Annotated in this window: 28 protein-coding genes, 1 tRNA gene and 2 pseudogenes; 9 read left to right on the forward strand and 22 right to left on the reverse strand. The window is 70.5% G+C overall.

Translation table 11 applies throughout. The features are described from left to right. Window positions 1-5: 5 nt before the first annotated feature. From DJ70_RS12495 to DJ70_RS12525, 7 genes are all read right to left on the reverse strand, one after another. Entirely contained in the window at window positions 6-857 is an 852-nt protein-coding gene (locus DJ70_RS12495) for a hypothetical protein (protein ID WP_094533498.1), read from the reverse strand. Next, window positions 857-1,219, reverse strand: a complete 363-nt coding sequence (locus DJ70_RS12500; protein ID WP_245810839.1) for a hypothetical protein — start codon at window positions 1,217-1,219, stop codon at window positions 857-859. The genes DJ70_RS12495 and DJ70_RS12500 overlap by 1 nt, the downstream gene beginning before the upstream one ends. Then, entirely contained in the window at window positions 1,212-1,448 is a 237-nt protein-coding gene (locus tag DJ70_RS12505) for an AbrB/MazE/SpoVT family DNA-binding domain-containing protein (RefSeq protein ID WP_094533500.1), read from the reverse strand. Before DJ70_RS12505 ends, DJ70_RS12500 begins: the two co-directional genes overlap by 8 nt. Next, entirely contained in the window at window positions 1,445-1,957 is a 513-nt protein-coding gene (locus DJ70_RS12510) for a hypothetical protein (RefSeq protein WP_094533550.1), read from the reverse strand. Before DJ70_RS12510 ends, DJ70_RS12505 begins: the two co-directional genes overlap by 4 nt. A gap of 268 nt (window positions 1,958-2,225) precedes the next feature. Continuing rightward, entirely contained in the window at window positions 2,226-2,693 is a 468-nt protein-coding gene (locus DJ70_RS12515) for a hypothetical protein (RefSeq protein ID WP_094533502.1), read from the reverse strand. A 100-nt stretch (window positions 2,694-2,793) separates the two neighbouring features. Next, window positions 2,794-3,135 (reverse strand): hypothetical protein, encoded by a 342-nt coding sequence (locus DJ70_RS12520; RefSeq protein WP_094533504.1) that lies wholly within the window; start codon window positions 3,133-3,135, stop codon window positions 2,794-2,796. A 73-nt stretch (window positions 3,136-3,208) separates the two neighbouring features. Further along, window positions 3,209-3,282: transfer RNA gene (locus tag DJ70_RS12525), tRNA-Lys, on the reverse strand. Window positions 3,283-3,488: 206 nt separating this feature from the next. On the opposite strand from DJ70_RS12525, the gene DJ70_RS12530 reads away from it, so the two are divergent. Further along, window positions 3,489-4,949: a DHH family phosphoesterase gene (locus DJ70_RS12530; protein ID WP_094533506.1), complete on the forward strand. Its 1,461-nt coding sequence runs from the start codon at window positions 3,489-3,491 to the stop codon at window positions 4,947-4,949. Window positions 4,950-5,033: 84 nt separating this feature from the next. Next, window positions 5,034-6,461, forward strand: coding sequence for an FAD-dependent oxidoreductase (locus DJ70_RS12535; RefSeq protein WP_094533508.1), 1,428 nt, complete (start codon window positions 5,034-5,036; stop codon window positions 6,459-6,461). Between the two features lie 5 nt (window positions 6,462-6,466). Here the strand turns inward: DJ70_RS12535 and DJ70_RS12540 are convergent, their stop codons facing one another. The 6 genes from DJ70_RS12540 to nth form a co-directional block, all read right to left on the reverse strand. Further along, window positions 6,467-6,976 carry a hypothetical protein gene (locus DJ70_RS12540; protein ID WP_094533510.1) on the reverse strand — a complete coding sequence of 170 codons (510 nt, stop codon included), beginning with the start codon at window positions 6,974-6,976 and terminating at the stop codon, window positions 6,467-6,469. Further along, a complete protein-coding gene (locus DJ70_RS12545; protein ID WP_094533512.1) occupies window positions 6,973-7,467 on the reverse strand; it encodes a phosphopantetheine adenylyltransferase in 495 nt (164 codons plus the stop codon). The genes DJ70_RS12540 and DJ70_RS12545 overlap by 4 nt, the downstream gene beginning before the upstream one ends. 84 nt (window positions 7,468-7,551) lie before the next feature. Continuing rightward, complete coding sequence (locus tag DJ70_RS12550) at window positions 7,552-8,154, reverse strand: winged helix-turn-helix domain-containing protein (RefSeq protein ID WP_094533514.1); 603 nt, start codon at window positions 8,152-8,154, stop codon at window positions 7,552-7,554. Window positions 8,155-8,247: 93 nt separating this feature from the next. Next, on the reverse strand, window positions 8,248-9,360 hold the full coding sequence (locus DJ70_RS12555; protein WP_094533516.1) for a glutamate--cysteine ligase: 1,113 nt from the start codon (window positions 9,358-9,360) through the stop codon (window positions 8,248-8,250). A 156-nt stretch (window positions 9,361-9,516) separates the two neighbouring features. Continuing rightward, window positions 9,517-10,071 (reverse strand): DoxX family protein, encoded by a 555-nt coding sequence (locus DJ70_RS12560; RefSeq protein ID WP_094533552.1) that lies wholly within the window; start codon window positions 10,069-10,071, stop codon window positions 9,517-9,519. Window positions 10,072-10,219: 148 nt separating this feature from the next. Next, window positions 10,220-10,903, reverse strand: coding sequence for an endonuclease III (gene nth, locus DJ70_RS12565; protein ID WP_094533518.1), 684 nt, complete (start codon window positions 10,901-10,903; stop codon window positions 10,220-10,222). 104 nt (window positions 10,904-11,007) lie between these two features. Between nth and DJ70_RS17970 the strand changes: the two are divergent. Next, a pseudogene (locus tag DJ70_RS17970) lies at window positions 11,008-11,413 on the forward strand (hypothetical protein). Window positions 11,414-11,434: 21 nt separating this feature from the next. On the opposite strand, the gene DJ70_RS12575 reads toward DJ70_RS17970, so the two are convergent. Further along, the gene (locus tag DJ70_RS12575) at window positions 11,435-12,484 is read right to left on the reverse strand and encodes a threonine aldolase family protein (RefSeq protein WP_094533520.1); all 1,050 of its coding nucleotides are present in this window, start codon (window positions 12,482-12,484) and stop codon (window positions 11,435-11,437) included. 113 nt (window positions 12,485-12,597) lie between these two features. Between DJ70_RS12575 and DJ70_RS12580 the strand changes: the two genes are divergently transcribed. Next, on the forward strand, window positions 12,598-14,124 hold the full coding sequence (locus tag DJ70_RS12580) for a carboxypeptidase M32 (protein WP_094533522.1): 1,527 nt from the start codon (window positions 12,598-12,600) through the stop codon (window positions 14,122-14,124). On the opposite strand, the gene DJ70_RS12585 is transcribed toward DJ70_RS12580, so the two are convergent. The 8 genes and pseudogenes from DJ70_RS12585 to trpC form a co-directional block, all read right to left on the reverse strand. Beyond that, window positions 14,121-15,227, reverse strand: coding sequence for an NAD(P)/FAD-dependent oxidoreductase (locus DJ70_RS12585; RefSeq protein ID WP_094533524.1), 1,107 nt, complete (start codon window positions 15,225-15,227; stop codon window positions 14,121-14,123). The genes DJ70_RS12580 and DJ70_RS12585 overlap by 4 nt on opposite strands. Before the next feature lie 28 nt (window positions 15,228-15,255). After that, complete coding sequence (locus DJ70_RS12590; RefSeq protein WP_245810843.1) at window positions 15,256-16,071, reverse strand: creatininase family protein; 816 nt, start codon at window positions 16,069-16,071, stop codon at window positions 15,256-15,258. A gap of 4 nt (window positions 16,072-16,075) precedes the next feature. Beyond that, window positions 16,076-16,252: a hypothetical protein gene (locus DJ70_RS17480; RefSeq protein WP_179234054.1), complete on the reverse strand. Its 177-nt coding sequence runs from the start codon at window positions 16,250-16,252 to the stop codon at window positions 16,076-16,078. 94 nt (window positions 16,253-16,346) lie between these two features. After that, window positions 16,347-17,519: a 3-dehydroquinate synthase II gene (locus DJ70_RS12595; protein WP_094533526.1), complete on the reverse strand. Its 1,173-nt coding sequence runs from the start codon at window positions 17,517-17,519 to the stop codon at window positions 16,347-16,349. Between the two features lie 92 nt (window positions 17,520-17,611). Continuing rightward, window positions 17,612-18,403 (reverse strand): 2-amino-3,7-dideoxy-D-threo-hept-6-ulosonate synthase, encoded by a 792-nt coding sequence (locus tag DJ70_RS12600; protein WP_094533528.1) that lies wholly within the window; start codon window positions 18,401-18,403, stop codon window positions 17,612-17,614. Window positions 18,404-18,527: 124 nt separating this feature from the next. Continuing rightward, on the reverse strand, window positions 18,528-19,454 hold the full coding sequence (gene trpA, locus DJ70_RS12605) for a tryptophan synthase subunit alpha (protein WP_094533530.1): 927 nt from the start codon (window positions 19,452-19,454) through the stop codon (window positions 18,528-18,530). Window position 19,455: 1 nt separating this feature from the next. Next, window positions 19,456-20,760, reverse strand: coding sequence for a tryptophan synthase subunit beta (trpB, locus tag DJ70_RS12610; RefSeq protein ID WP_094533532.1), 1,305 nt, complete (start codon window positions 20,758-20,760; stop codon window positions 19,456-19,458). Next, window positions 20,757-21,601 (reverse strand): annotated as a pseudogene (trpC, locus tag DJ70_RS12615) (indole-3-glycerol phosphate synthase). Before trpC ends, trpB begins: the two are co-directional and overlap by 4 nt. Window positions 21,602-21,720: 119 nt before the next feature. Between trpC and DJ70_RS12620 the strand changes: the two are divergent. The 5 genes from DJ70_RS12620 to DJ70_RS12640 form a co-directional block, all read left to right on the forward strand. Next, window positions 21,721-22,185: an MGMT family protein gene (locus tag DJ70_RS12620; protein ID WP_094533534.1), complete on the forward strand. Its 465-nt coding sequence runs from the start codon at window positions 21,721-21,723 to the stop codon at window positions 22,183-22,185. 102 nt (window positions 22,186-22,287) lie between these two features. Then, complete coding sequence (gene acs / locus DJ70_RS12625) at window positions 22,288-24,246, forward strand: acetate--CoA ligase (protein ID WP_094533536.1); 1,959 nt, start codon at window positions 22,288-22,290, stop codon at window positions 24,244-24,246. Between the two features lie 63 nt (window positions 24,247-24,309). Beyond that, window positions 24,310-24,540, forward strand: a complete 231-nt coding sequence (locus DJ70_RS12630; RefSeq protein ID WP_094533538.1) for an antitoxin VapB family protein — start codon at window positions 24,310-24,312, stop codon at window positions 24,538-24,540. Continuing rightward, window positions 24,537-24,944: a PIN domain-containing protein gene (locus tag DJ70_RS12635; RefSeq protein WP_094533540.1), complete on the forward strand. Its 408-nt coding sequence runs from the start codon at window positions 24,537-24,539 to the stop codon at window positions 24,942-24,944. Before DJ70_RS12630 ends, DJ70_RS12635 begins: the two co-directional genes overlap by 4 nt. Before the next feature lie 165 nt (window positions 24,945-25,109). Continuing rightward, on the forward strand, window positions 25,110-26,525 hold a 1,416-nt coding region (locus tag DJ70_RS12640; protein ID WP_094533542.1), incomplete at its 3' end, for a bacterio-opsin activator domain-containing protein.

Here is a 26,525-nt window from a genome sequence, read left to right on the forward strand (position 1 = left end):
CCTCATCACTTCCTCTGGATCCGCGGCGCGAGCATCATCATCACGTGACCGAGACCGTCCGCGAAGTCGTAGTAGAGCTTCACGGGCATCTCCTCGGAGAACTCCACGCGAAGCTCCGTGCCGCTTCCTAGCGGCTTCAGGATTCCCGCGTACTTGCTGCCGCTGGTCGAACCGCCGACCAGGTACGGCAGCGAGTACATCCCCACCGCGTCCGCGTCGAACGTCGCTGTCGGCAGTTCCTCCGAGCCGAGAACCGTCTGGATGTCGTCAGTATCCCCGTGACCGCGAACAGCCAACGCCTCCTCGTCGACCAACGATTCGAGCTCGACGTGGTCGCTCACCAGCTCCGCGTTCTCGATCGCGTCAGTGAACACGCTCGCATCGGTCACGAACTCCACCGAGTGATCTATCTCCGGGATATCGGGTTCGCCGCGGATCGTCTGCGGGTCGATCCCCGACATCTCCACCTCGACGTTCGTGTGCTCGATCTCGATCGACCGGGTCTCCGGCCGGTACGTGAGCGTCACCGATTCCGCCCCACTCGCGCCGCCGATGTAGTCGTCGAGCCGCTGGAGATTCAGCCCGATCGGGAACATCCCGTCACCGACCGACTCGAACGCGCCGGCCTCCACCTCGACGTTGACCATGCCGACGTTCGCCGGGTCGACGGCCGCGACGGAGAGCCCGTCGTAACCGAGCCGGAAGATCGCCTCGTCAACGACGGTCAGCAGTTGGTCGACCACCTGCTGGAGCACTTCCGCACGGATGACGACCGTGAGGCTGTCGATCGTCTCGGTTCCTGAGGTCGACGTCCCGTCGCCGTCTCCAGCCGCGTCTTCCGTGTCAGCGGCCGCCATCACGCACCACCTCCGAGGTCGTCGTCGATCACGTCTTCGGCGTCAGTACTCCCGTCGCTCTCGGTGGTGTCGTCACTCATGGGCGGTGTCTCCGCGAATCGCTCAGTCGTCTGCTCGATACTCTCCGGCACGCCGTTCAGCGTTGCCTCCAACTCGTCAGCGGAGATTCCGGCCGGCGCTTCGACGAGAATCGAGACGTCGCCCTTCTCGACGCTCGCTAGGGCTCGGTCGCCGACTACGTCGATGTCGAGGACTGCCGGGTGTTCCGTGGCCGCCGTCAGCGGCGTCTCTCCTGCCGCCGTTCCCCTATTCGTTGCGACCGTCTCGCCGTCCTGTGCTGCCCCGCTAGGACGGTCAGTCATCGGCCACCTCCACCGAAAAGCCGCCCTCGCTGCCGGGCTTGTGGATCGTCGCTTTGGAAGACCCCTCTTCAGCCGTAAACAGGAGGTCGTCACCGTGTTCAAGATCCCATTCCATCGCCAGCGACCGCGGGATCGTCACGGTGAAACTCCCGTCACCCTCCTGAATCCGCCGTCCCTCGGCCATGAACCGCGTGATCCCCTCCGCTTTGTACCCGCCAGATTTGCTCATCGCTCTACCTCCGCGTTCGCCAGCTCGTCAAGTCTCTCACGAACCGACCCACCGTCCGCGACCGCCTCACCGGACGTCGTCGTCTCCGGTTCGGACGTCGTGTCCGCGTCGATCGGCCCGTCCTGAAGTGACCCGACCACGATCGAGACGTGGTGAACGCCCTGGTGGAGCGCGATCACCTCTTCGCGCTTCAGCGGCTTGATCACCACCTTCCTAACCGCGCCCTTCTGGATGTTCAAGTGGTTCGCGAGGATTGATTCGGCCGTTCCCAGCTCGATCCGGCCGCCGATCCCGGTCCACTCGACGAGCTTCCGATGTCCTTCCCGAGCTTTCACCGGCAGCCCGCTCTCCTCGTGAACCTCTCCGGTGTCGTCGTCGCCGGCGTACGTCGTCGCGACCGCGTGTCGAACCGCGTCCGCCAGCGACCCGTGCTCTTCCTCCGCTTCCTCCAGCGACGCCAGCAGGTCCGTGTCGCGGATCGTCGCCTTCGCGACTCGAGAGTCGCTCATCGGCCCACCCCCCAACGCCTGCGGGCGGACCCACGGCCGCATAATGCGCGGCGGCGCGCGCGCCGCGTAAAGTTCGCGCGCCGTCGCACGGGTGCGTCACGTAGGCATCGATTCCGACACACCCCCGTACCTTCGTACGACTTTCTAAATCCGGTTCGAGAAGCCTCGAAAGCCGAGATATTCGACGAATCGGTGTCGTACGACGGGGTCGCGGAGTCGTACGAGTCGTACCCTCCAGTTGTTCCACACGAAACAGTGGAAACGGAGGTCATCGCTCGACACCTCCGTCGGCCGCGACCGGCTGACTCGCATCAGCGTCGACGCGATCGTGGTCGACGTCGTCGACGGTGAGCCACCAGGGCGGCGAGAGGTGGGTTCGACCGGTGTCGAGGTCGGTGACGCCGAGGTCGTCGCGGCTCCAGTGCCACCACAGCAGCGCGACGTGAGCGCACCAATCTCGGAACCGGTAGCCGTCGCAGTCGCATTCGGCGACGAGGTCACCCTCGTAGACCGCGAACAGCACGCGGTGCCGTGAGAGCGCCGTCTCGTCGTTCTCACGACCGAGCAACACGTCGAACTCTGCCGGGTTCACGGCCCCGACCGTCGACGGCGCCGCCTGTGCGCGCCGCCAACTGGAGGACATGGTCCATCCATCCGGGAACTGGAGACGGTCGGGCTCGCCGAGCCGGTTCGCGATCGCTTTGCGCTGCTCGTCGACCGCGGTCTCGGCGTTCATAGCGCACCTCCGTAGCTACACTCGGGGCACGCGTCGTAGGGGATCGCGCTGCCGGGTTTCGAAGTCCGGGTCAGCTTCGCTCCACAGTCCGGACAGTACCTCATGGCGGCGAACACCTCTTCACGAAGTTCCCCACGCCACCCGCGTGCCTGTCCTCGATGTGACTCCGAATCGCGTCGTGAACCGCCCGCTCACCGCAGTGGATCTTCGAGATCCACTCGTCTTCGTCGAACCGCGTGTTCACCGCGTAGTACCGCGTCTCGTCGTCGACGATCTCGCGAACGTACCCGCTCCAGCCGGCGGAGTCCTGCCAGAGACGCAGCTCCCCGTTCGCGTTGAACAGCTCCGAGATGCTCAGTTCGCGACGCTCTTCAACGACGGCGCTCGCCGCGTTCTCGTCGGCGTCGAGATCGACGTCGATCTGGCGCTCGACGCTGCTCATGACGCCACCTCCGAGTGATCCTCGGATCGACCGAAAAATACATCTAGGAAGTCTCTATCCTTTATTAACGGAACGGGCCGGGCGCGATTTGAACACGCGACCGACGGATTAAGAGTCCGTCGCTCTCCCTAACTGAGCTACCGGCCCTCGAACTCTCGTACCCGAGTCACGGTAAAAGGCCTTTTCATTCGTCGAGCACCGCGCCGGCGACGGCGGCACGCCAGCGTCCCGACCGACCGCTACCGGGATCGGTCGAGAGAACGCGCGGATCCGACGAGGACGGCGTTCTCGGCGTCTGCGCGGTCGCAGCGAGAGCGCACTCGTTAAGTGTCGGCCCGCGGAAATCGGATCCAATGAGTGGCGCATCCGGCTCGGCACGCACGCGATACGCGATCCTCGGTTGCGGGAGCGTCGGCCACGCGGTCGCGGAGTCGCTCTCCGAACGCGGTAAGGACGTGCTCATCCTCGACCGCGACGAGAGCCGCGTCGAGGCGCTGCGGGACCAGGACCTCAACGCCCGCGTCCAGGACATCGCGGAGCCCGACGTCGTCGACGCGCTCGACGACCGGGACATCGTGTTGATCCTCGCCTCCGACGTCGAGGCCAACAAGGCCGCGGTCTCCGCGATCCGCGAGGTCGACGGCGACCAGTACGTCGTCGTGCGGGCGTCCGACCCGGTGAGCGAGGACGAGCTGCGCGAGCGGGGCGCGGACGTGGTGATCAACCCCTCGACGGTGATCGCCGACAGCGCGCTCCAGTCGCTCGAGACGGGCGAGCTGGAGTACATGGCCCGCCAGCTCGCGGAGATCATCGAGGGCGGCGGCGACCGGATGGCGATCCTCACCCACGACAACCCCGAGCCGGACTCGATCGCGTCGGCGACCGCGCTCCAGGCGATCGCGGACGCGTTCGGCGTCGAGGCGGACATCCTCTACTCCGGCGACGTGGGCCACCAGGAGAACCGCGCGTTCGTGAACCTGCTCGGCATCGACCTGCGCTCGCGGGCCGACGCGCCGCCGCTCTCGGAGTACGACACGGTCGCCGCGGTCGACCTCGCGAAGTCCGCCGAGGACGACGTGGACCCAGAGACGGGGATCGACGTCTACATCGACCACCTCGAATCGGACGCGCCCCCGGACGCGCGGTTCGTCGACGTCCGGACCAACGTCTCCTCGACGTCGACGATCCTCACGAAGTACCTCCAGGAGTTCGACCAGTCGCCGACGGAGGCGGTCGCGACCGCCCTGCTGTACGGGATCCGTGCTGAGACGCTGGACTTCAAACGCGACACGACGCCTGCGGACCTCACCGCGGCCGCGTACCTCCACCCGTTCGCCAACCACGACACGCTCGAGCAGGTGGAGTCGCCGTCGATGAGCCCCGAGACGCTCGACGTGCTGGCCGAGGCGATCCAGAACCGGCAGGTCCAGGGGAGCCACCTCTTCTCGACGGCCGGGTTCATCCGCGACCGCGAGGCGCTCGCGCAGGCGGCCCAACACCTCCTGAACCTCGAGGGGATCACGACGACGGCGGTCCTCGGGATCGCCGACGACCACATCTACCTCGCGGCCCGCTCGAAGGACATCCGGCTCAACATCGGGAACGTCCTCCAGGAGGCGTTCGCGGAGATGGGCGACGCCGCCGGCCACTCGACGCAGGGCTCCGTCGAGATCCCGCTCGGCATCTTCACGGGAATCGAGGCGAGCGGCGGGAACCGCGACACCCTCCTCCACCTGACCGAGGAGGCGGTCCGCCGGAAGCTGTTCGACGCGCTCGGCGTCGAGGGCGCGACGGAGGGCGGAAACGGGTCGTAGGCGGCGTCCGCGTCCTCGCGAGCCGATGCGTCCGTCACACACGCCGGGGACGGCTTTTTGTTCACGCTCGGCGATTCCACTGGCATGACCGATCCGTTCGTCGTCGTCGGTGCCGACGCGGCCGGGCTGAGCGCCGCCAGCAAGTTCCGCCGCGAGGCCCCCGACCGGGACGTCGTCGTCCTCGAGAAGGGTCGCTGGATCTCCTTCGCGTACTGCGGGATGCCGTACTTCATCGAGGGACGGATCGAGCGCATCTCGAACCTGCTCTCGCTGTCGCCGAGCGAGGTGGACGAGCGCGGGATCGACCTCCGACGCGGCCACGAGGTCGTCGGCGTCGATCCCGACGACGGAAGGGTCGCGGTCGAGACCGCCGACGGCGACCGGGTCGAGCAGGCGTACGGGAACCTGCTCGTCGCGACCGGCGGCCGCGCGGTCACCGGCCCCTTCGACGTACAGGGGGTAGACGGCGCGTTCACGCTCCACGACATGGGCGCCGCGGCGGCGATCGACGCGTACGTCGCCGATCCCGACGAGTACGACCCCGGCCGCGCCGACGCCCCGGCCGTCGACCGCGAGCGCGTCGACCGCAACGCGGCCCTGCCCGCCCCCGAGACCGCCGCGATCGTCGGCGGCGGCTACGTCGGCGTCGAGATGGCGGAGGCGCTCGCCGGCCGCGGGCTCGACGTCCACCTCTTTCAGCGCTCCGCACACCTCCTCCCGCCGTTCGGCGAGGCGGTCGGCGAGCGCGTCGAGGCGGAACTCGAGGGACGGAGCGTAACCGTCCACACGGGAAGTCCCGTCGAGGAACTCGTCGGCGACGGTCGGATCGAGGCGGTCGCGTTCGACGACGAGTCGATCGCCGTCGACCTCGCGGTCGTCGGCGTCGGGATCGAGCCGAACGCGGAGCTGCTCTCCGGAACCGGCGTCGAACTCGGCGAGGGGGGCGCGATCCGGACCGACGAGTACGGGCGGACGAGCCTCCCGGACGTGTACGCCGCCGGCGACTGTGCGACGGCGACCCACGCGGTCACCGGCGAGGAGGCGTGGATGCCCCTCGGGCTCACGGCGAACCGGTCCGGCCGCGCGATCGGCGCGACGGTCGCCGGCGACCCGACCCCGGTCGGCGAGATCGCCGGGACGGCCGTCGTCAAGGCGTTCGACCAGGAGTGCGGCCGCGTCGGGCTCGTCGAGGAGAAGGCGGCCGTCGAGGCCGGCTTCGATCCCGTGCGCGAGACGGTCACCGCGGGGTCGCGCTCGGGGTACTACCCCGGCGCGGCCGAGACGGACGTGACGCTCGTCGCCGACCGCGACACGAGGCGGCTGATCGGCGGGAGCATCGTCGGTCCCGATCGGGCGGCCGTCCGGATAAACACCCTCGCGACCGCGATCGAGGCGGACCTCACCGTTCCCGAACTGGAACGGCTCGATCTCGCGTACGCGCCGCCGTTCAGCCCGGTGTGGGACCCGGTACTGGTCGCGGCGAAGGTGTTGAACGGGTCGCTCGAAGGATAAGTGACTCAGTCGTCCGCGTCGGTGCTCGAGGAGCGGGACTCGGATCCCGCGTCCGGACCCGTTCCGCCGATCGCCGCCAGCCCGCGGCCGACGAGGAAGCCGACGGTTCCGAGCGCGATCGCGCCGGCGACCGCGATCGCGAGGGGTTCCGCGAGTGCGAGGACCGTCGAGAGCGGACCGTCGGCCGCACCACCCGTCCCGGCACTGCCCGCGTCGACCGCGATCCCGCCGCCGGCGACGAGACGGATCCGGGGACCGAGGAGTTCGAGGAGCGCCGCCGCGACCGGTCCGTACGCGAGGAGGACGCTCGGGAGGAGGCCGCCGCCGACCCGCGTGAGGCCCGCGACGCCGAGGACGGTCACGGCCGTACAGACGGCCGCCACCGTGACCGGGTCCGTCCCCGTCGACGGCGCGGCCCGCACGGCGACGAGCGAGAGCGCGAACCCGGTCGCGCTCCAGACGGCCGCACGCTCGAACCCCGCCTCTCCGAGGAGGACCCGCGCGAGCCGCGTCATTCGGGTCGCGTCGCGCCCCGGCCCTCCCGGTCGGGCGTGAGGTTTCCGTGTTCGTCTATCTCGCCGGCGACGATGCGGGTCGAGGAGATCCGGTCGCCGTCGGCGGCGGGAACGTGGTCGACGACGACGATCTCGAGGGGGTCGTGGCCGCGGGACTCGCGGATCTCGTTGATCCGTTTTCCTCCCGCCTTCGTCTCCGGCGAGACGATCAGCGCGTCGAACCGCGGCTCGACGGCGATCCCCGTCGGTTCCTCCAGTTTCCTGACCGTGAACTCCCGGTCGTGCGCCGCGGCGAGGGGTTCGAGTTCGGCCTCCAGGTCGCGTTTCCGGCCCTCGTAGGGGCGGACGTACCGCTCGACGTGTCGGGTCTTCGGGGCGAGCTCGTCGGAGGTCAAGCCGACGGTCACGTCACCCAGCTCGAACGCCCGTTCGAACAGCTTCCGGTGGCCGTCGTGGACGGGGTCGAACGTGCCGCCGAGCGCGACGTTCATGTCCGTGCGTTGCGCGGCCGGGACTTAAATCATCCCGAACCGGCCGCGGGATCGGCCGGTCTCGGTAGGTCTCGGTCGGTTCGACTATTCGTCGGCGCCGTCGTCCGCGTCCGTCCCCTCGTCGCCGTTCGCGTCGGCGTCCGCGTCCGCACCCTCGGCGTCCGCGTCCGCTCCGGCGACGGAGATCTTGACCGGCTCGTCGTCGCCCTCGGCGGACTCGCCGCCGAGCCGCCGGTCGAGGTTGAAGACGGCGTTGAGCTCGGCCTGAACGTCGCCGACGACGCCGCGGACCAGCTCGCTCGGCGCGATCGCCTCGTACTCGTAGGGGTTGTTGCCCGCGCCGTCGGCCTCGCGTTTCCCCCGCGAGACCGTCCCCTCCTCGTGGAGTTCCGCGAGCGCCTCCCGGACGGTGCTCGGGTAGAGCCCGGTCCCGTCGGCGACCTCGTCGCTGGTGCTCTCGGGGTTCTCGCGGAGGTAGACGTAGATCCGCGCCCGCGTCTCGGTGTCGAGCAGCCACGCCAACAGGTCCACGACGTTGTCGTCGAACCCCTTGACCGCCTTGTCGGCTCCCTCGCCGAGCCGCTCGCGCGTCTTCCGGAGTTCCTCTTTGGTCCGCTCCGCCGGCGATCCGTCCTCTCCGTCGCCGACGATGTCGTCTCCGCGTTCGGCGTCGTCGTCCCTTGTCATGCCCGAAACCTCGCTCCGCGCGCTGAAAAGGGTTTCTCGTCGCTTTCGTTCCGACGGAACTCGACCGGAACGACCCCCGCGCGCCCCGCGGGTTCAACTCCCGTCCAACACGAGGTCCGCACGGAGCGCGTCGAGGCCGTCCTCCTCGCGGATCCGACGCTGCCGCTCGGTCCCGCTCTCGGCGTCGTACACGTCCCGGATCCCGTCGACGCCGAGCCGGTCGCACTCCCGATCGACGACCTCGCCCAGCGCGACCGTTCCCTCGCCGTCGCGCGTGACGAACGACGCGTCGTGGCCGTGGCGGATCGCGCGCCACTTGTTCTCGTCCAGGAGTTCGCGCCGGAGGGCCGGATCGGGTTCGGAGCCGGTCTCGGGTCCGGAGCCGGCCGCGCCGTCGTCGTACCGCTCCGCGAGGTCGACGACGAGCGCGTGGACGTACTCGACGAACGCGAGCGTCCGCTCCGGGTCGCGCTGGGCGTCCGGCGCACGAACCTCGACGGTGCCGTGGCCGGTGTGGGGGCGCACGTCGAACCAGAGCTCCCCGCGGTCCTCGATCGACCCCTGTTCGACCATGCGGCGCTCGAATCGGTCGAACGACTCGAAGTCCGCGAACGCCGAGGGGATCCCCGTGTTCGGGAGGTTCTCGAATATCTTCGCGCGCGCCGACGCCAGCCCGGTGTCGTGGCCGTTCCAGAACGGGGAGTTCGCCGACAGCGCGAGCAACACCGGACAGTACCAGCGGAGGCGGTTCGCGATCCACACCGCCTTGTCCGCGTCGTCGACGCCGACGTGGACGTGGAGCCCCGCCGTCGTGTTCCGGTGTTGAGGGTACTGGATCCGGTCGAGCTGTGAGCGGTACCGCGGCTTCTCGGCGTGGTCCAGCTCCCGCCACCGCGCGGCCGGATGTAATCCGGCGGCCGCGATGCGGTAGCCGTCGGCGGCGGCGTGGTCGACGAGCGCCTCCCGGACCTCCCGGAGCGCGTCGCCGGCCCGGTCCGGGTCCTCGATGAGCGGCGTCTGCGCCTCGATCGTACACTTGAACAGCTCGTGGTCGAACCCCTCGGGGACGGCCGCGGGCGGGTCGCGGCCGTACACGAGGTCGTCGGTCCCGGAGGTCGGTCGACCGTCGGCGTCCACGATGAAGAACTCCTCCTCGATGCCGAGCGTTCCCGTCCGGGTGAACGCGTCCCGCGAACCGAGTTCCATTACGAGCCGATTAGCCCGTGCGTTATTATAAGGATTGGATGGGGGAAATCGCTTCGTGGCGGTTCCGTGACGTTCCGAGGCGCCTCGAGCGGCCGAGCCCGGCGGCGGGTCGGAACGACGAGCCGAGCGGGGGGTCGGCGTGGTCGGTTCCCCGACTCAGCCGAGGAGGTAGCGGGCGGCCGGGAACCGCTCGATCAGGGGCGTCCCGCCGACCTCGATCCGCTCGATGTAGGCGTCGAGGCCGAGGATCCGGCCCGCGCCGAAGGCGGCGACCGTGAGGAACACGGCCGCGTAAATCAGCGTCGAGTCGAACAGCGCGAGGAACTCGCCCGCCCAGCCGCCGAGGTAGAACATCGCCATCTGGACGGCCCCGCCGAGGGCGGCCAGCCGGACGAACGCGCCGGCGATCAGCGCCACGCCGATGAGCACCTGCGTGACCGGGACCACGACGTTGACGACCTCCATGAGCGCCGGCATCGACGCCATCGCGCCGTAGAGGCCGCTGACCGGGCTCGCGGGGTCGACGTTCGCGAGGTAGCCGCTCGCGTCGAACGGCCACTCGAGCACCTTCCCGATGCCCGCGAACAGGATCATCCCGCCGATGAACGCCCGAAGGACGACGATGAACAGCGCCGACAGCGAGTGCGCCCTCCCCAGCAGCGTGATTCCGCCGAACTCCCCGCCGAACTCGTTGGTTGTGTTGGTGGACATGGTGTCTCTCTCCACTTACGGATACGCCTGGCGAGCACATAAGGGGAGAAGCGCGTTCCACGCGGCGGGGAAGGGGATCGCCGATCCCCCCGTTCGGCGGGGTCTTTATAACCGGCCGGGTCGCGGCCGACTCCCGGCTCCGACCGGGCTACCACTCCTCGCCGCTCGCCAGATCGACCGCTGCGTCCGGTTTCGCGGAGGGGCAGACGTCGGCGAGCACGCACTCCCCGCAGTCCGGGTTTCGGGCGGTACAGACGGCGCGGCCGTGGTCGATCATGAGGTGTGTGAACTGCTGCCAGTCGTCTTCCGGAACGATCCCGAGGAGGTCCTCCTCGATCGCCTCGGGCCGCTCCGCCTCGGTTATCCCGAGCCGCCTCGTGAGCCGCTGGACGTGCGTGTCGACGACGATCCCCTCGACGACGTCGTGGCCGTGCTGGAGGACGACGTTCGCGGTCTTCCGCCCCACGCCGGCGAGGTCCGTGAGATCGGACATGGTGTCGGGGACCTCGCCGTCGTGTTTCTCCGCGATGTCCGCACACGCCGAGCGGATGTACGTCGCCTTGTTGTTGTAGTAGGTGATGGAGTTTATCGCCTCGGCCAGCTCCTCCTGGGGCGCGTTCGCGTACTCCTCGGGCGTCCCGTAGGTCTCGAACAGCTCCGCACAGACCGCGTTGACGCGCTCGTCGGTACACTGCGCCGAGAGTATCACGGCGATCAGCAGCTCCAGCCGGTTCGAGTAGTTGAGCGAGATCGTCGAGTCGGGGTACTCCTCGTAGAGCCTCTCGAGAACCTCCTCGACCTGCGCCTCGCGCGTTTCGAGCGGCGTTCCCATACGCGGCACAGTCGCCGGCCGGCATAAAGCGATCCGGAACCGGCGGTACCCCGAGACCCGCGCCGGAGCGACAGCTTGAGGTTCGCTCCGGACGTCGAACCGACGTGTCACGCCCCGGCGATCGGTCCCGTGAACGGCCGGCGTACCTCCGGCGACCCGACGAGTTCTACAGCCTCTGGATCGCCGCCACGTCGACGTACGGCGTCGGCGACGTCGTCTCGACGATCGCCTTTCTCACGTACGTCCCCGCCATCGAGGAGGCGAACCCGGTCGTCGCCCTCGCGCTCGACTCGTTCGGGCTCGCCGGGCTCGTCGCGCTCAAGATCGTGGTGTACCTCCTCATGCTGTGGATAAGCGTCGTCGGCGCCCGCGACGGCGACGCTTATCCACAGCATGNNCGGCGCCCGCGACGGCGACGGGCTCCTGTACTACTTCCCGCCCGTCCTTCTGACCGCCCTCGGGCTCTATCTCACCGCGTCGAACGTCCGGCTGATGTGGGTCGCGACGTGAGCCGGGAACGAGGGGACCGGACTACGCCGACAGCCCCTCGACGACCTCGCTCACCCGGTCGATCGCGTCGTCGACGTCCTCGCCGTCGATCCCGAGGTTCGTCGTGAACCGCGTCGTGTACGTGTCGAACTCGCCGCAGCCGACGCCGGCGTCGGTACAGGCCTCGACGAAGTCGCTCGCCTCGATCCCGGCCGCCTCGGTGTCGGCGACGACGATGTTCGTGTCCGGTTCGGGCACCGAGACGCCCGGAAGCGCGTCGAGCCCGGCGGCGAGGTCGGCGGCGTTCGCGTGATCCTCGGCGAGGCGGTCGACGTTCTCCAGCGCGAGCAGGCCGGGCGCGGCGATCATTCCGGCCTGCCGCATCCCGCCGCCGAACAGCTTGCGAACCCGTCGGGCCTCGTCGATGAACGCCTCGTCGCCGGCGAGGATCGAGCCGACGGGCGCGCCGAGCCCCTTCGAGAGACAGAAGGTGACGCTGTCGACCGTCTCGAGCAGCGAGGGCGCGGGGGTGTCGAGCGCGACGCTCGCGTTGAACAGGCGTGCGCCGTCGAGGTGAACCGGGACGCCCGCGTCGTGTGCGGCCGTCGCGGCCGCGTCGAGCCGCGCCTTCGGCACCGCGACTCCCCCCCGATAGTTGTGGGTGTTCTCGAGGCTCAGGAGGCCGGTCCCCGGCCGGTGGAGGTCCTCCTCGATCACCTCCCGTTCGACCTGCTCGGCGGTTGGGACGCACCGATCGCCGGCGTCGATCGTCCGGGTCTGGAGCCCCGAGAGCGCCGACGCGCCCGCGAGCTCCCACCGATAGACGTGCGACTCACGCTCGAGGAGGATCTCCTGGCCGGGCTCGGTGTGGACGTTGATCGCGATCTGGTTCGCCATCGTCCCGCTCGGCGTGTAGAGGGCGGCCTCCATGCCGACCGCCTCGGCCGCGCGGCGCTCCAGCTCGTTGACCGTCGGGTCGTCGCGGTACACGTCGTCGCCGACGTCGGCGTCGCGGGCGGCGTCCCGCATCGCCTCGGAGGGCTTCGTGACGGTGTCGGACCGCATGTCGATGAAGTCGTCGTCCGTGGACATCCTTGCCCCGGCGTTTCGCGGCCGGCGTCAAATAGCTCGCGCTCGCGGAACCGACCCGGTCTCGGGAGTCCGCGAGCGCGTCCTTCTTAACGCGGCCGGCCGTTTCACGGGATATGGCAACGGAAGCCACATCCGACGACGGGTCCGACGCCCCGGACGCGTACGACGCCCTCCTCGAGCGGGCGAAACGATGGAACGCGGTCGGCAGCGCCGCCGGCGTGCTCGGCTGGGACCAGCAGGTGATGATGCCCGAAGGCGGCACCCCCGCCCGCTCGAAACAGCTCTCCGCGCTCTCGTCGGTTCGCCACGACATGCTGACCGACGACGAGACCGCCGCCCGCCTCGCCGAGCTCGCCGACGCCGACCTGACCGACGAGCAGTCCGCGGTCGTCCGCGAGATCCGCCGGGAGCACGAGCGCGCCGACGCGGTTCCGGTCGACCTGGTCGAGCGGATCTCCGAGGCGAGCTCGGAGGCGCTCGCGGCCTGGGAGGAGGCGCGAGCCGAGGACGACTTCGAGGCGTTCGCGCCGCATCTGGAGCGACAGGTCGAGCTCAAACGCGAGTACGCGGAGCACGTCGACCCCGATCGGGACCCCTACGAGGTGCTCTTCGAGGAGTACGAGCCGTGCCTCTCGATCGACCGCGCGGAGGCGATCCTCGAGGAGCTCCGCGAGGCGCTCGTCCCCATGATCGACGCGATCCGCGCGTCCGACCGCGACCTCGCCGTCGACACCTTCGAGGGGAGCTTCCCGACGGACGACCAGGAGGCGCTCGCGCGCGACGCCCTGGAGCTGGTCGGGTACGACTTCGACCGCGGCCGGCTCGACGTCTCCTCGCATCCGTTCACCTCCGGCAACCAGTTCGACTGTCGGGTGACGACGCGGTTCGACGAGTCCGACCCGCTCGCCGCGGTGGGCTCGACGATCCACGAGTTCGGCCACGCCCAGTACAACCTCGGACTGCCGCAGGAACACTGGGGGACGCCGCTCGGCGAGTCGCGCGACCTCTCGGTCCACGAGTCGCAGTCGCGGCTCTGGGAGAACCACGTCGGGCGGAGCCGGGCGTTCTGGGAACGCTTCCTGCCGACCTTCCAGGACCGCTTCCCCGACACCGCGGACGCGACCGTCGAGGACGCCTACGAGGCCGTAAACCAGGTGTACGAGGACAACCTCATCCGGGTCGAGGCCGACGAGCTCACGTATCACCTCCACATCGTCGTCCGCTTCGAGATCGAACGCGACCTGGTCCGCGGCGACCTCGCGGTCGAGGACGTGCCCGAAGCGTGGAACGACAAGTACGAGGAGTACCTCGGGATCCGCCCCGAGACGGACGCCGAGGGCTGTCTCCAGGACATCCACTGGAGCCACGGCAACTTCGGCTACTTCCCGACGTACTCGCTCGGCTCCGTCATGGCCGCCCAGCTGTACGCGGCCGCCGAAGACGGGATCGACGACCTCGAGGGGTCGATCGCCGACGGCGACTTCGACCCGCTCCACGAGTGGCTCTCGGAGAACGTCCACCGCCACGGCTCGCGCTACGAGACGAACGAGCTGGTGAGGCGGGCGACCGGGGAGGAGTTCTCCGCCGACGCGTTCCTCGCGTACGTCGAGGGGAAGTACGGCGAGCTGTACGACCTCTAGTCGTCCCCGAGATCGCCCGCGACCCGCTCGCCGACGTCGAGCCCGTTCGCGAGCGCGGCGTGGAGCCGTCCCTCCCCGGCGACCCAGTCGCCGCAGACGTACAGCCTCTCGCGCGCCGCGGCGTCGACCGGGTCAGCCCCGTCGGCCGGATCGCGCTCGATCCCGCCCTCCGGGATCGCGTAGCGCCACCCCTGGTGGTCCGTCCAGTCGGGGTCCAGCAGGCGGTCGTCGCCGACGATCTCGGCGGCGTGACCGGCGAGTTCGGCCACGTTGTCGGCGGGATCGGCGTCGTAGCGCTCCGCGGACCACTCGCCGCCGGCCTGGACGACGAGCAGCGACTCGCCGTCGGGGACGTGCCCCGCCTTACACTCCTCGCGGGAGATCCAGCCGACCGCGTGCGACTTGTCCGTGTTCACGAGGCCGTAGTACGGCCGGTCGAGCGCGAAGGTGTAGTGGAGGACCGCGGTCCAGACGGTGCGGTACGGCACGTCGGCGGCGGCCGCTCGAAGCGACTCGCGGGCCGGCGACGCCCACTCGGCGTCGGCGAGGAGGTCGGCGGTCTGGGGGGCCGGCGGGTTCACGAGGAGGACGTCGAAGGGACCCCACGCGTCGCCGTCGGTGTCGACGAGGGTCCACGCGTCGCCACGGTCGTCGCCGTCACCGCCGTCGCCATCCCCTCCCTCCCGCCGGATCGTCTCGACGCGGGTCCGGCGGTGGACCGTCGCGTCCGTCCCGCCGAACAGCCGCTTCGCGATCTGGGTGAGTCCCGTGCGGTAGCTCCACTTGTGCCCGTCGGCGTCGCGGCCGGGCGACACCTCGCCCGACTCCTCGAAGGTGTGGATCGGCTCCGTCACGTCGACCATCCCCTCCCCGTCGAGCGTCTCCGTCACGAGGTCGACGACCCGGTCGTCGTCGGACTTGAGGTAGTTCGCGCCGTAGTCGTACACTAGGTCCCGGTCGTCGTTTCGACGGGTCGCGGCCCGGCCGCAGAGCCCGCCCGACTTCTCGAGGACGGTCACCTCCGCGTCGGGGACGGTCGAATCGAGGACGTGCGTCGCCGCCGCCGCGGCCGCGCCCGCCCCGATGATGCCGATGGTGGTCATCTCGTGTCGGCGGTACGGACGCGAGGGGCTAACAGTTGTCGGGGTCGCCCTCCGGGGCGTCGATCCCGTCCAGCGCGTTCACGAGCTCGGCGACGTTCGCCACCGCGTCGGCGACCAGCTCGTCGCCCTTCTCGCGCGTCGCGACGGTCGGGTCGCCGAGGTTCCCCGTGTGCGTGAGCGCGTCCATGCGTTCCGCCGACAGCGCCCAGCCGACCCGGTTGTCGCCGTACGCGTCGTAGTCCGTCAGCGGAAGCGCGTCGTCGGGCACGTCGACGGCCTCCGCACGATCCATCTCCACGAGACCGGGGAACAGCGACAGCATGAGACTGGTCTCGAACTCGGAGGCGTGAAAGGAGACCTCGCTCGTCCGGACGGCGGTCGCGGCGTCCTCGAAGACGGAGACCAGGGGCACGTGGAACGCCCGTATCCCGTGTTCGGTGGTGAGCTTCCGGGCGACGACGTCGAGTTCGGGGTCCTGTACCAGGTAGTGGCCGTTCACGAGCAGCACGTTCTCGACGCCCCACTCCGCCGCGGACGTACAGACGTCGCGGACGTAGCGCTGGAAGGTCTCGCTCTCGACCGTGAACGTGCCCGGCTTGAACGTGTGATGCGGGCTGACGCCGTACCAGATCGGCGGCGCGAGGAGACACCCCGTGCGCTCGGCGACGCGCTCTGCGATCGCCTCGGGCATGTAGACGTCCACGCCGAGCGGCATGTGGTGGCCGTGCTGTTCGGTGCTGCCGACTGGGAGCAACAGCGTCCGGGTCTCCTCGATCGCGGCCTCGACCTCCTGCCACGTCATGTCCGCAAGCCGGTAGACGGCCCCTTCGTCGGTTCCGGACACGGTCTCAGATGTTGTCCGCGGGCTTCCCGTGGCCCCGCGGGTCCTCCGCGAAGCGGTCGAGCGCGAAGTAGTCCACGTCCACGAGGTCGGTGTCGCCGTCGTCGACGGCGACGTTGTACCCCGGATACGGGGTGAGCAGGTCGGCGACCTCCGAGGGAACGGCTCCGGTTGCGTTGGCCATGGCACACCGTCCGGTGGCGGGGTGAAATAGCTGTGGTGTGTGGGGGCGCGGTCCGGAGCGCGCTCCGCGACGACCGGGTTCCGCCGCGGTCGACCTACTTCTCGATGATGCTCTCCTCGACGGCCTCGCCGAAGTGGCGCGCGACGTCCTCGTAGTAGACGAGCGCCTCGTCGCCGGCCTCGAGGTCCGTGACCGCCTTCCGCCCCTCGCTCGTGGCGACCTTCACGGTCTCGGCGTTCTGGATGAGCGTCTCGATCCGGTCGACCCCGTCGTCGGTCTCGAGTTCGGCCTGGATCCGGAACATCGGTCGCTTCTCGATCTTCACGCGGCCGACGATCGCCTCGCGGGTGTGCCCGTCCGTGTCGACGACCTGGACCTCGTCGCCGCTCGACAGCTCCGCGAGGTAGTTCGTGCCGCCCTCGGGGTTGCGCACGTAGGCGTGGACCGCGCCCGCGTTCACGCGGAAGGGTCGCGACTCGACGTACGGCGACTCCGCGGTCTCCGCATGGACGAAGAAGAGCCCGCGGGACATCGACCCGACCAGCATGCCCTCGTCGCCGTCCATCAGCGACCCGGTGTCGATACAGACGCGGTCGGCCATGCCGGTGGCCTCGACCGCGGTCACCTCGGCGTGCCGCAACTCGAGCGTCTCGCGGTCGGCCGCGTCGCGGGCCTCGACCGCGCCGCGGATCTCGTCGGGCGAGTCGGCGTCGATGAGCACGCCGTCCGCGCCGATCTCGAGCGTCTCGAAGGCGGTCCGCGCCTCAGCGGCGGTCGTCGCGCCCGCGATCAGGTGCGTCTCCTCGCCGACGCGCGCGATGAGGTTCTCGAGGGGAATGATCGACCAGTCCTCGCCGACGACCACGGTGAAGTCGGCCGCGTCCGCCGCCTCCTCGGCGAACGCCTCGTACTCGGTGCCGAGCACGCGGACGTACGCGCCCTGCGCACGGTCGTCGCGCCGGCGGAGCGTGGTGAGGTCGGCCGATCCGGAGAAGTCGTCGGGGAGGTCGATGGTGCCGTCGCCCTCGCCGCCCTTGCCGACGAAGTAGGCGTCCGCCTCCGCCTCGTCGCCGTCGCCGTCGACGACGTCGGCGTCCGCGAGGAACGCCGCCACGTTCACGTCGCCCAGTTCCCTGACGCTCGCGACGTCCGCCTCGTCGACGAGCACCCAGTCCGCGCCCGCCTCGATGGCGGTCGTGATCCGTCGCTTCCGCGCCTCCCAGTCGCCGACCGCGCCGTCGGCTTTGACCCAGACCGTGCGTGTCATTACCGGAACCTCACGGGGACGGTGCTTGAAAACTGCGGAAGGGACATGCGGGCGACGAGGTCGCCGCCCCGTTCGACCCCGCTCTCCCGGACTCAGGCCTCGAGGAACCCGCCGGCCTCGAGCGCCGCCTCCACGTCGGCGTCGTCGTGGACGACCGCCGACACCGCGCTCGCGATCCCCTCGGGATCGTCGTGCTGGAAGATCGACCGCCCCATCGAGACGCCGGCCGCGCCGCCGTCCATCGCGCCGCGGACCATCTCGACGGTCTCGCGGTCCGTGCCCTTCGACCCGCCGGCGATGACGACCGGGAGCCGGGTCGACTCGGTGACGCGTCCGAAGGTGTCGCCGTCACCGGAGTAGCCGGTCTTCACCACGTCCGCGCCGAGCTCCTCGGCGAGCCGGACCGCGTGCCCGAGCGACTCCGGGTCCATGCTGTCGACGCCCGGGCCGCGCGCGTACGCCATCGCGAGCACGGGGAGCCCGAGCCGCGAGGCCTCGTCCGTGAGCTCCGCCAGCTCCTCGATCTGTTCGGGCTCGTGGTCGGAGCCGACGTTGATGTGGAACGAGACCGCGTCCGCGCCGGCGCGGACCGCCGCCTCCGCGCTCGCGGTGACGCGTTTGTCCTGCTCGTCGGGGCCGATCGTCGTCGAGGCGTTGACGTGGACGATGTACCCCGCGCCGTTCTTGTTGTCGTGGACGCGCGGGGCGATCCCCCGCTGGGTGAGCACCGCGTCCGCGCCCCCGCTCGTGACGCCGTCGATGGTCGACTCGATGTCGACGAGACCCTTCACCGCGCCCATCGTGATACCGTGGTCCATCGGGACGATGAGGTAGCGATCGTTCGTCGAGATCCGGTCGAGTCGTGCCGAGAGTCCTGCTGTCATTGTGGATCGGTCTTATGTGACCCTGTGTCAAAGGGAGGTAAGTGGGTTTCGTTCCGGGAGGAATTGGCTCCGATCCCGGCGGCGAGCCGGGTGCCGTCCGGCTCGGACCGCCGCGCCGTCCCGCTCAGCGCGACTCGGCCGTCCCGGTCCGCGCCGCGTGGCCGCGCTCCGCGCCCGCCTTCAGCTCCCGCGAGAGCGACTCGAGCCGGTCGGCGACCGCCTCCGTCGGCAGGTCCTCCTCCACCCCGTCGGCGACGACGTCCACGAGCGCCGAGCCGACGATGATCCCGTCGGCCCCGCCCGCGACGATGCGCTCCGCGTGCTCGCCGGTCGATATGCCGAAGCCGACCGCCTTCGGCACGTCGTACTCGCGGAGGCGGTCGAGGCTCTCGGTCGTGCTGTCGGCCACGTCGCTCTTCGCGCCGGTCGTCCCGAGCCGCGCCTGGACGTAGACGTACCCCGAGACCCGGCGCATGATGCGCTCGAGCCGCTCGCCTTTGGTGGTCGGGGCGACGATGAAGACGAGGTCGAGCCCGAACTCGTCGCAGGCCTCCCGCAGCGGGTCGGCCTCCTCGGCCGGAAGGTCGGGGACGACGAACCCCTCCAGACCGACCTCGGCTGCCTTCTCGACGAAGGCGCGGGGGCCGCCGCTCGCGGCATCGTCGCTCGTCTCCGAGGCGCTCCGCGCCTCGCCGTCCCCGTACTGGTATATGAGGTTGTAGTAGGTCATACAGACGAGCGGCGCGTCCACGTCGAGGTCCTCGACGAACTCGAAGAAGCGGTCCGGCGTCATCCCGCCCTCGAGCGAGCGCACGACCGCGCCCTGGATCGTCGGCCCCTCGGCGATCGGCTCGGAGAAGGGAAGCCCCAGCTCGATCACGTCCGCGCCGCCGCGGTCGAGCGCCTCGACGTACGCGAGCGACGACTCGTAGTCGGGGTCGCCGACGGCGAGGTACGGGACGTAGGCGGGACCGTCCGCGAACGCGGCCGCGAGCGCCTCGCTGTTGCCGGTCGTCGCGGTCCCGTCCCCTCCCGCGGTGCGTCTCGCCATCTCAGATCCCCCCCGTGAACATCGACATCTCGGGCGCGCCGGGGACGTCGCGCTTGTCGGTCTCCTCGATGGCGGCGTCGAGGTCCTTGTCCCCGCGGCCGGAGACGGTCACGACCACGCGCTCGCCGAGGTCCTCGGCGTGCTCCTCGAGGTAGCCGAAGGCGTGGGCGGTTTCCAACGCCGGGATGATCCCCTCCGTGTTCGAGAGCCGGTGGAACCCCTCGAGCGCGGCGTCGTCGTCGACCGCGACCGGCGTGACCCGGCCCTCGTCGACGAGGTAGGCGAGCTCGGGGCCGACGCCGGCGTAGTCGAGCCCGGAGGAGACGGAGTGGCTCTCCATGATCTGGCCGTGGGAGTCCTGGAGCAGCTTGGTGCGCGCGCCGTGGAGCACGCCCTCCTCGCCGGCGAAAAGTGACGCGGAGTTGGGCGCGACGCCCGCCTCCTCGTCGACCTCGAGCGTGGAGCCGCCCGCCTCGATCGCGTGGAGCGCGACCCCGTCGTCGTCGACGAACCCCGCGAACGACCCCATCGTGTTGGAGCCGCCGCCCGCGCAGGCGACCACGTCGGTCGGGAGCTCGCCCGTCGTCTCGATCGCCTGGGCGCGCGCCTCCTCCGAGATGACCGCCTGGAAGTCCCGGACCATCACCGGGAACGGGTGCGGTCCCACGACGCTGCCGATCACGTAGTGGGTGTTCTCGACGGTGGTCGCCCAGTCGCGCATCGTCTCGGAGATGGCCTCCTTCAGCGTGCCGCGGCCGGCGGTGACGGGGTTCACCTCCGCGCCGTTGAGCTTCATCCGGAAGACGTTTGGGCGCTGGCGGTTGATGTCGCGCTCGCCCATGTAGATCTCACAGGGCATGTCGAGGTGAGCGGCCGCCATCGCGGTCGCGGTGCCGTGCTGGCCCGCGCCCGTCTCCGCGACGATCCGCTCCTTCCCCATGTACTTCGCGAGCAGCACCTGGCCGAGCGCGTTGTTCAGCTTGTGGGCGCCGCCGTGAAGGAGGTCCTCGCGTTTGAGGTAGATCTCCCGGCCGTAGCGCTCGGAGAGCCGGTCGGCGCGTTGAAGCGGGGTCGGGCGGCCGCCGAAGTCCGCGAGCCGCTCGCGGAACTCGTCCATGAAGCCGTCCTCGTTGCCGAGGACGTAGCGCTCGTAGGCGTCGGTCAGTTCCTCGATCGCGGGCATCAGCGCCTCGGGGACGAACTGGCCGCCGTAGCGCCCGAACTTCCCGTCGTCGCGGCCGCGCTCGCGACCCGGTCGGCGCGAGGGCTCCGGCGCGTCGGTCGTCGTGGGTTCGGTTTCGCTCATATACGTGTCTCCGGGGTGTCGTCGATGGTGTGGGTGTCGGTTTCCGCTCGGGTCAGCGCCCGCGTGTTCGCCTCGACGTCGCCGTCCATGATCGCGCTGCCGACGAGCAGGGCGTCCGCGCCGGCCGCCCGCATCCGGCGGGCGTCCGCGGGGGAGGCGATCCCGCTCTCGGCGACCAGCGTCACGTCCTCGGGGACCGCCGGGGCAACGGACTCGAAGGTCGAGAGGTCGACGGTCAGCTCGGCGAGGTCGCGGTTGTTCACGCCGACGGTCGTCGCGCCCGCGTCGACGGCGGCGGCGAGCTCTTCCCGGTCGTGGACCTCCACGAGGACCTGGAATCCGCGGTCGCGGGCGGCCGCGAGCAGGTCGGGGAGGTCGTCGCCGACGAACCGGGCGATGAGCAGGACGACGTCGCTCTCGACGGCGTCGAGCTGCGACTCAGCCACGACGAAGTCCTTGCGGAGGACCGGCACGTCCACCGCCTCCCGCACGCGCTCGAGCGTCTCCGTGCTGCCGCCGAAGTGTTCGGGTTCCGTGAGCACGCTCAGCGCGGCCGCCCCGCCGGCGACCATCGACTCGGCCAGCGCGACCGGGTCGTCATCGCGGGTACCCGCCGTGGTCGGGCTGGTCGGCTTGACCTCCGCGATCACCGGAACCCGGCCGTCGGCCGCCGCGCGCTCGAACGCGGCGCGCAGGTCGCGCGGGTCGACGGCGACGCGGTTCGCGTCGCCCGGCCCGCCGCCGTTCGCCCCGCCGTCCCTCTCGCCGCCGCCCCCGCCCGGTCACGGGCCGCGGCCAGGATCGACCGTACCGCCGGATCCAACTCCGCTGTATCGACCATTACTGTACACTAATGAACGTATCTGTACATAAGACTTGCGGGGCCGGCGGCAGCGGACGGGTTCCCCGTCGGACCGGTCCCTCGGTTCGTTTAACCGTCGCGGGGACGCACCGGAGCACATGGCCACGAGCGGCACTTCCGGCGTCTTCGCGCGCGAGTACGACGCGATCGGGCGGGCGGTCGAGGTCGGCTTCGCCGGCGGACGGGTGATCGCGGTGTCGTTTCCGGCGACGGTCCCGGACGACGCGGACGCCGACCACGTCCTCCTCGATCGGATCGGCGACGCGCTCCGCGGCGAGCCCGAGTCGTTCGACGACGTCGAGATCGCGCTCACCGTCCCGACCGACCGGCGCCGGGTGCTCGAGGCGCTCCGCGAGCTTCCCGTCGGCGAGTCGTCGTCGGTGAGCCGGCTCACGCGGCTGGCGGGGCTCGACGACGACGACGCCGAGGACCTCGATCTGGTGAAGGAGGCACTGCGCGAGAACCCGCTCCCGATCGTGGTCCCCGACCACCGCGTGGCCGGCGGTCCGTACGCGACCCCCGCCGAGGTGCGCGAGCGGCTCCGGGAGGCGGAGGGGCTGTGATCCGACGCGCGGAAGGGACGTGACCGAGCGCGCGGGGAGGGGGCAACGAGCGAGTCCCGCCGGTCGGACAAAGTATACGGTCCTCCGGTCTGGAGTACGGCCATGGACGACGCCGGGGCCGACGGCCGGCACGCGGGCGGCACGTCCGGCGACGACCGCGCCATCGACCCGCCGGAGGCGTTCCGCGAGTCGGCCGCCGTCGCCGATCCGGACGTGTACGACTCGTTCGCGGCCGACTGGCCCGACGCGTGGCGGGTGGCCGCCGACCTGCTCGAGTGGGACCGCTACCCCGAGACGGTGCTCGACGACGACGATCCGCCCTTCTACGAGTGGTTCCCCGACGGTCGACTCAACGCCGCGGCCAACTGCCTCGACCGGCACCTCGCGGAGCGACGCAACCAGCTCGCGATCCGCTGGTTCGGCAAGCGCGGCGAGCGCCGGTCGTACACCTACGCCGACCTCCACCGCGAGGTGAACGCCGCCGCGGCGGGCCTGCGGGAGCTGGGCGTCGGCGAGGACGACGTCGTCACGATCTACCTCCCGATGGTCCCGGAGCTGCCGGTCGCGATGCTGGCGTGCGCCCGCATCGGCGCGCCGCACAACGTCGTCTTCGCCGGGCTCTCCGCGGAGGCGCTCGCGACCCGGATCGACGCGGCCGACTCGGCGTACCTGATCACCTGCGACGGCTACTACCGCCGGGAGGACGCGTTCAACCAGAAGTCGCGCGCCGACAACGCCCGGATCCGGGCCGACGCCGACCTCGAGGCGACGGTGGTCGTCGACCGGCTCGGCGACGCCCTCGAGACGCCCCTCGGCGCGGACGAGCACGACTACGGCTCGCTGGTCGACGCCCACGACGGCGAGACGGTCGAGCCGGTCGCCCGCGACGCGACCGACCTCCTCTTCGTGATGTACACCTCGGGGACGACGGGCCGGCCGAAGGGGGTCGAACACGCCACCGGCGGCTACCTCGCGCACGTCGCGTGGACGACGCGGAACGTCCTCGACGTGCGCCCCGACGACACCTACTGGTGTGCCGCCGACATCGGCTGGATCACGGGCCACTCCTACGGGGTGTACGGCCCGCTCTCGGTCGGCACGACGACGGTGCTGTACGAGGGGTCGCCCGACTACCCCGACCGCGACCGCGTGTGGGACCTGATCGAGCGCAACGCGGTCAGCGTCTTCTACACCTCCCCCACCGCGATCCGCTCGTTCATGAAGTGGGGGGCGGAGTACCCGGCGGCCCACGACCTCTCGTCGATCCGCCTCCTGGGGACCGTCGGCGAGTCGATCACCCCGAAGGCGTGGCGCTGGTACCGCGAGCACGTCGGCGGGGGCGACGCGCCCGTCGTCGACACCTGGTGGCAGACGGAGACTGGCGCGATCACGCTGGCGACGCTGCCGGGCGTCACGCCGATGAAACCCGGCAAGGTCGGCCCGCCGCTGCCGGGGGTCGACGCCCGCGTCGTCGACCGCGACGGCGACCCCGTCGAGCCGGGCGAGACCGGCTACCTGACGATCGCGTCGCCGTGGCCGGGGATGCTCCGGGGGCTGCGCGAGGGCGACGAGCGCTACCGCCGGGAGTACTGGATCGAGGGCGAGGACGGCTGGCGCTACCGTACCGGCGACGGCGCGACCGTCGACGAGGACGGCTACGTGACGATCCTGGGGCGCGTCGACGACGTGATCAACGTCCGGGCCCACCGGTTCAACACCGCCGAGCTGGAGTCGGCGATCGTCTCCGTCGACGGCGTCACCGAGGCGGCCGTGGTCGGCGACGACGACGGCGGCGTCGTGGCGTACGTGACGACCCGCAGCGACGTGGAGCCCGACGCCGGTCTGCGGGAGGCGATCACGACCGCGGTCGCCGGCGTCGTCGCCGAGGTCGCTCGCCCCGACCGGATCGTCTTCACTCCCGACCTCCCGAAGACCCGCTCGGGGAAGATCATGCGCCGCCTGCTGGAGGACATCGCCCGCGGCGAGGAGTTCGGCGACGTGAGCGCGCTGCGGAACCCCGAGGTCGTCGGCGAGATCGAGTCGACCGTCCGCGAGGAGTGAGGTTCCTCCGACGCGGTCCACCCAAATATTGATTCCGTCGAAGCGTCAACGCCGTCAACACGGATGTCACACCAGATCCGCCTCGACGACGACGTGTACGAACGGATCAAGGCCAACAAACGCGACGACGAATCATTCAGCGACGCCGTGAAACGGCTGATCGGTGGACGATCGCTCCGAGACCTTCGCGGCGTCTTCGACGAAGACCAAGTGACCGAAATGCGGGACGCCATCGAGGCGGCCGACCGGACCGACCGCGACGAAGTTCGCGACGTTGCGGAGCGGTTCGAATGATCGTCGACACGAGTTTCGTTTTGGACGTCATCGACGACGTCGACGCGGCCGTCATGAAGGAGCGCGAGCTCGAAGCGGAAGGCGTTCCGCTCGTCGTGCCGTCGATGACCGTGCTGGAACTGTACATCGGCGTCGGAAAGGTCGCCGGCACACGCGAAGAGCGTCGAAGGGTGGAGGCCGTGCTCGACTCCTACCCGCTCGTGGATCTGACCCCGAGTATTTCCCGACGTGCCGGACGGCTGCTCGGCGAGCAAATGGCCGATACCGACGGCGACGAGGAGTCGGGGATCGGAAAAGCCGACGCGGTGATCGCCGCGACCGCGCTGGAGCGTGACGAGCCCGTTCTCGCCGGTGACCGGCATTTCGGAGACGTCGCGGGCGTCACACACGAAACGTATCGATAGCGTTTCGTCTTCACGAAAATATCCGAAACACGGCCCGAGATCGAACGAGTACGTCGAGAAAGACCGAAACATGGTCGTCGAGACGTCTCCGTACTGGCGCGAAACTCGCCGTTTCAACCCCCACCGCAAGAACTACGTTTCGCGTTTTCGAACGAATACGAAACCATGAGCGAGGCGCTCCCCGCCGACTCGTACGACGCGCTCGTGACGGCGGCGGGGACGTACCGCGCCGCGGTCGTCGTCCGACTGGCGGGAGAGGCCGGCCTGCGGACCGCCGAGATCCCGCGCGTCCGCCCGTGCGACCTCGGGGAGTCGCCGGCGGCCGAGGGGACGTTCCTCCTCGCGGTACCGGCGGAGGGGGCCGCGGAACCGGAACGCGCGGAGACGGAGATCGACGCGGCGGACGACGCCGTCCCGATCGACCGCGAGACGGTCGTTCCGGCGTCGCTCGCGGCCGACCTCCGACGATACGCGGAGAGCGAGGGGCTCGCCGCCGCCGACCCCCTCGTCGGCGTCTCGCCGCGCCGCGTCCAGATGCTGGTGCGCGAGACCGCGGAGCGGGCGCGGGAGCACCGCGACGACCCGGCGCTGTCGTCGGTCACGCCGCGAACGCTCCGGCGGACCTTCGCCCGCCGGCTCCTCGTCGACCGCGGGGTCGACCCGCACGTCGTCCGCGAGGCCGGCGGCTGGGAGACGCTGGACGCGCTGGACGCCCATCTCGACCCGCTCGACGGGGAGGCCATCGCCGCGGCCGTCGCGGGCGAGTCCGGCGGCGAGGGGGACCCCGACGGCGGCGGCCGCGGTCGCCCGACCGCGGAGCGTGACGGGCCCGCCGACCGCGAGGAGCGGGAGCCGGCCCTCACGCTCGTGCCCGCGTTCGAGGCGGCGGCGGAGGCGTCGGACCGGGAGACGGCCTTCGAGACGGTCGTCGACCGGATCGCCGAGGCCGATCGGTGGCGGGAGGCGCGGATCCGCCGCGGGTCGTCCGCCGAGAGGCCGGACGACGTCGACGGGGACGCCCCGTGGCTCTCCGTCCCCGTCGGTCACCGCGAGACCACCTACGGGACGCTGTGGCTGCTCGCCGACGGCGAACCGGCGCGCCCGACGGAGCGTCGGGAGGCGGAGGCGCTCGGCCGGTGCCTGGGCTGGACGGTCACGGCCGGGCGCTGGCGGGACCTGCTCCACTCGGACGCGGTCACCGAGGTCGAGTTCCACACCGCGGCGACCGACGCGTTCCTGGCGGCCGCGAGCGCCGCGCTCGACTGTCGGATCGAGCTCGAGTCCACGGTCGCCGTGTCGGGATCGGCCTCGCGGTGGTACCTGGCCGTGACGGGGACGGGTCCGCAGGCGGTCGCGGACGCGGTCGACGACGCGGACGGGGTCGCCGAACTGCGCGTGATCGAGACGCGCGAGGACGGCTGTGCGGTGTCGGCTCGCGCGACCGGCGGGTCGATCGTCCGCGCGCTGACGGGCCACGGCGCGGCGGTCCGGGAGGCGGTGGCCGAGGAGGGTCGGGTGCGGGTCGTCGCCGACCTGCCGGACGGGACCGACGTCCGGCCGATCGCCGACGACCTCCGGGAG

It is taken from the genome of Halorubrum halodurans (genome assembly GCF_002252985.1).
Taxonomy (GTDB): Archaea; Halobacteriota; Halobacteria; order Halobacteriales; family Haloferacaceae; genus Halorubrum; species Halorubrum halodurans.

Coding starts and splice junctions, on each gene's coding strand:
- DJ70_RS12495 (WP_094533498.1), bottom strand. CDS start 857: ATGGCGGCCGCTGACACGGAAGACGCGGCTGGAGACGGCGACGGGACG.
- DJ70_RS12500 (WP_245810839.1), bottom strand. CDS start 1,219: ATGACTGACCGTCCTAGCGGGGCAGCACAGGACGGCGAGACGGTCGCA.
- DJ70_RS12505 (WP_094533500.1), bottom strand. CDS start 1,448: ATGAGCAAATCTGGCGGGTACAAAGCGGAGGGGATCACGCGGTTCATG.
- DJ70_RS12510 (WP_094533550.1), bottom strand. CDS start 1,957: ATGAGCGACTCTCGAGTCGCGAAGGCGACGATCCGCGACACGGACCTG.
- DJ70_RS12515 (WP_094533502.1), bottom strand. CDS start 2,693: ATGAACGCCGAGACCGCGGTCGACGAGCAGCGCAAAGCGATCGCGAAC.
- DJ70_RS12520 (WP_094533504.1), bottom strand. CDS start 3,135: ATGAGCAGCGTCGAGCGCCAGATCGACGTCGATCTCGACGCCGACGAG.
- DJ70_RS12530 (WP_094533506.1), top strand. CDS start 3,489: ATGAGTGGCGCATCCGGCTCGGCACGCACGCGATACGCGATCCTCGGT.
- DJ70_RS12535 (WP_094533508.1), top strand. CDS start 5,034: ATGACCGATCCGTTCGTCGTCGTCGGTGCCGACGCGGCCGGGCTGAGC.
- DJ70_RS12540 (WP_094533510.1), bottom strand. CDS start 6,976: ATGACGCGGCTCGCGCGGGTCCTCCTCGGAGAGGCGGGGTTCGAGCGT.
- DJ70_RS12545 (WP_094533512.1), bottom strand. CDS start 7,467: ATGAACGTCGCGCTCGGCGGCACGTTCGACCCCGTCCACGACGGCCAC.
- DJ70_RS12550 (WP_094533514.1), bottom strand. CDS start 8,154: ATGACAAGGGACGACGACGCCGAACGCGGAGACGACATCGTCGGCGAC.
- DJ70_RS12555 (WP_094533516.1), bottom strand. CDS start 9,360: ATGGAACTCGGTTCGCGGGACGCGTTCACCCGGACGGGAACGCTCGGC.
- DJ70_RS12560 (WP_094533552.1), bottom strand. CDS start 10,071: ATGTCCACCAACACAACCAACGAGTTCGGCGGGGAGTTCGGCGGAATC.
- nth (WP_094533518.1), bottom strand. CDS start 10,903: ATGGGAACGCCGCTCGAAACGCGCGAGGCGCAGGTCGAGGAGGTTCTC.
- DJ70_RS12575 (WP_094533520.1), bottom strand. CDS start 12,484: ATGTCCACGGACGACGACTTCATCGACATGCGGTCCGACACCGTCACG.
- DJ70_RS12580 (WP_094533522.1), top strand. CDS start 12,598: ATGGCAACGGAAGCCACATCCGACGACGGGTCCGACGCCCCGGACGCG.
- DJ70_RS12585 (WP_094533524.1), bottom strand. CDS start 15,227: ATGACCACCATCGGCATCATCGGGGCGGGCGCGGCCGCGGCGGCGGCG.
- DJ70_RS17480 (WP_179234054.1), bottom strand. CDS start 16,252: ATGGCCAACGCAACCGGAGCCGTTCCCTCGGAGGTCGCCGACCTGCTC.
- DJ70_RS12595 (WP_094533526.1), bottom strand. CDS start 17,519: ATGACACGCACGGTCTGGGTCAAAGCCGACGGCGCGGTCGGCGACTGG.
- DJ70_RS12600 (WP_094533528.1), bottom strand. CDS start 18,403: ATGACAGCAGGACTCTCGGCACGACTCGACCGGATCTCGACGAACGAT.
- trpA (WP_094533530.1), bottom strand. CDS start 19,454: ATGGCGAGACGCACCGCGGGAGGGGACGGGACCGCGACGACCGGCAAC.
- trpB (WP_094533532.1), bottom strand. CDS start 20,760: ATGAGCGAAACCGAACCCACGACGACCGACGCGCCGGAGCCCTCGCGC.
- DJ70_RS12620 (WP_094533534.1), top strand. CDS start 21,721: ATGGCCACGAGCGGCACTTCCGGCGTCTTCGCGCGCGAGTACGACGCG.
- acs (WP_094533536.1), top strand. CDS start 22,288: ATGGACGACGCCGGGGCCGACGGCCGGCACGCGGGCGGCACGTCCGGC.
- DJ70_RS12630 (WP_094533538.1), top strand. CDS start 24,310: ATGTCACACCAGATCCGCCTCGACGACGACGTGTACGAACGGATCAAG.
- DJ70_RS12635 (WP_094533540.1), top strand. CDS start 24,537: ATGATCGTCGACACGAGTTTCGTTTTGGACGTCATCGACGACGTCGAC.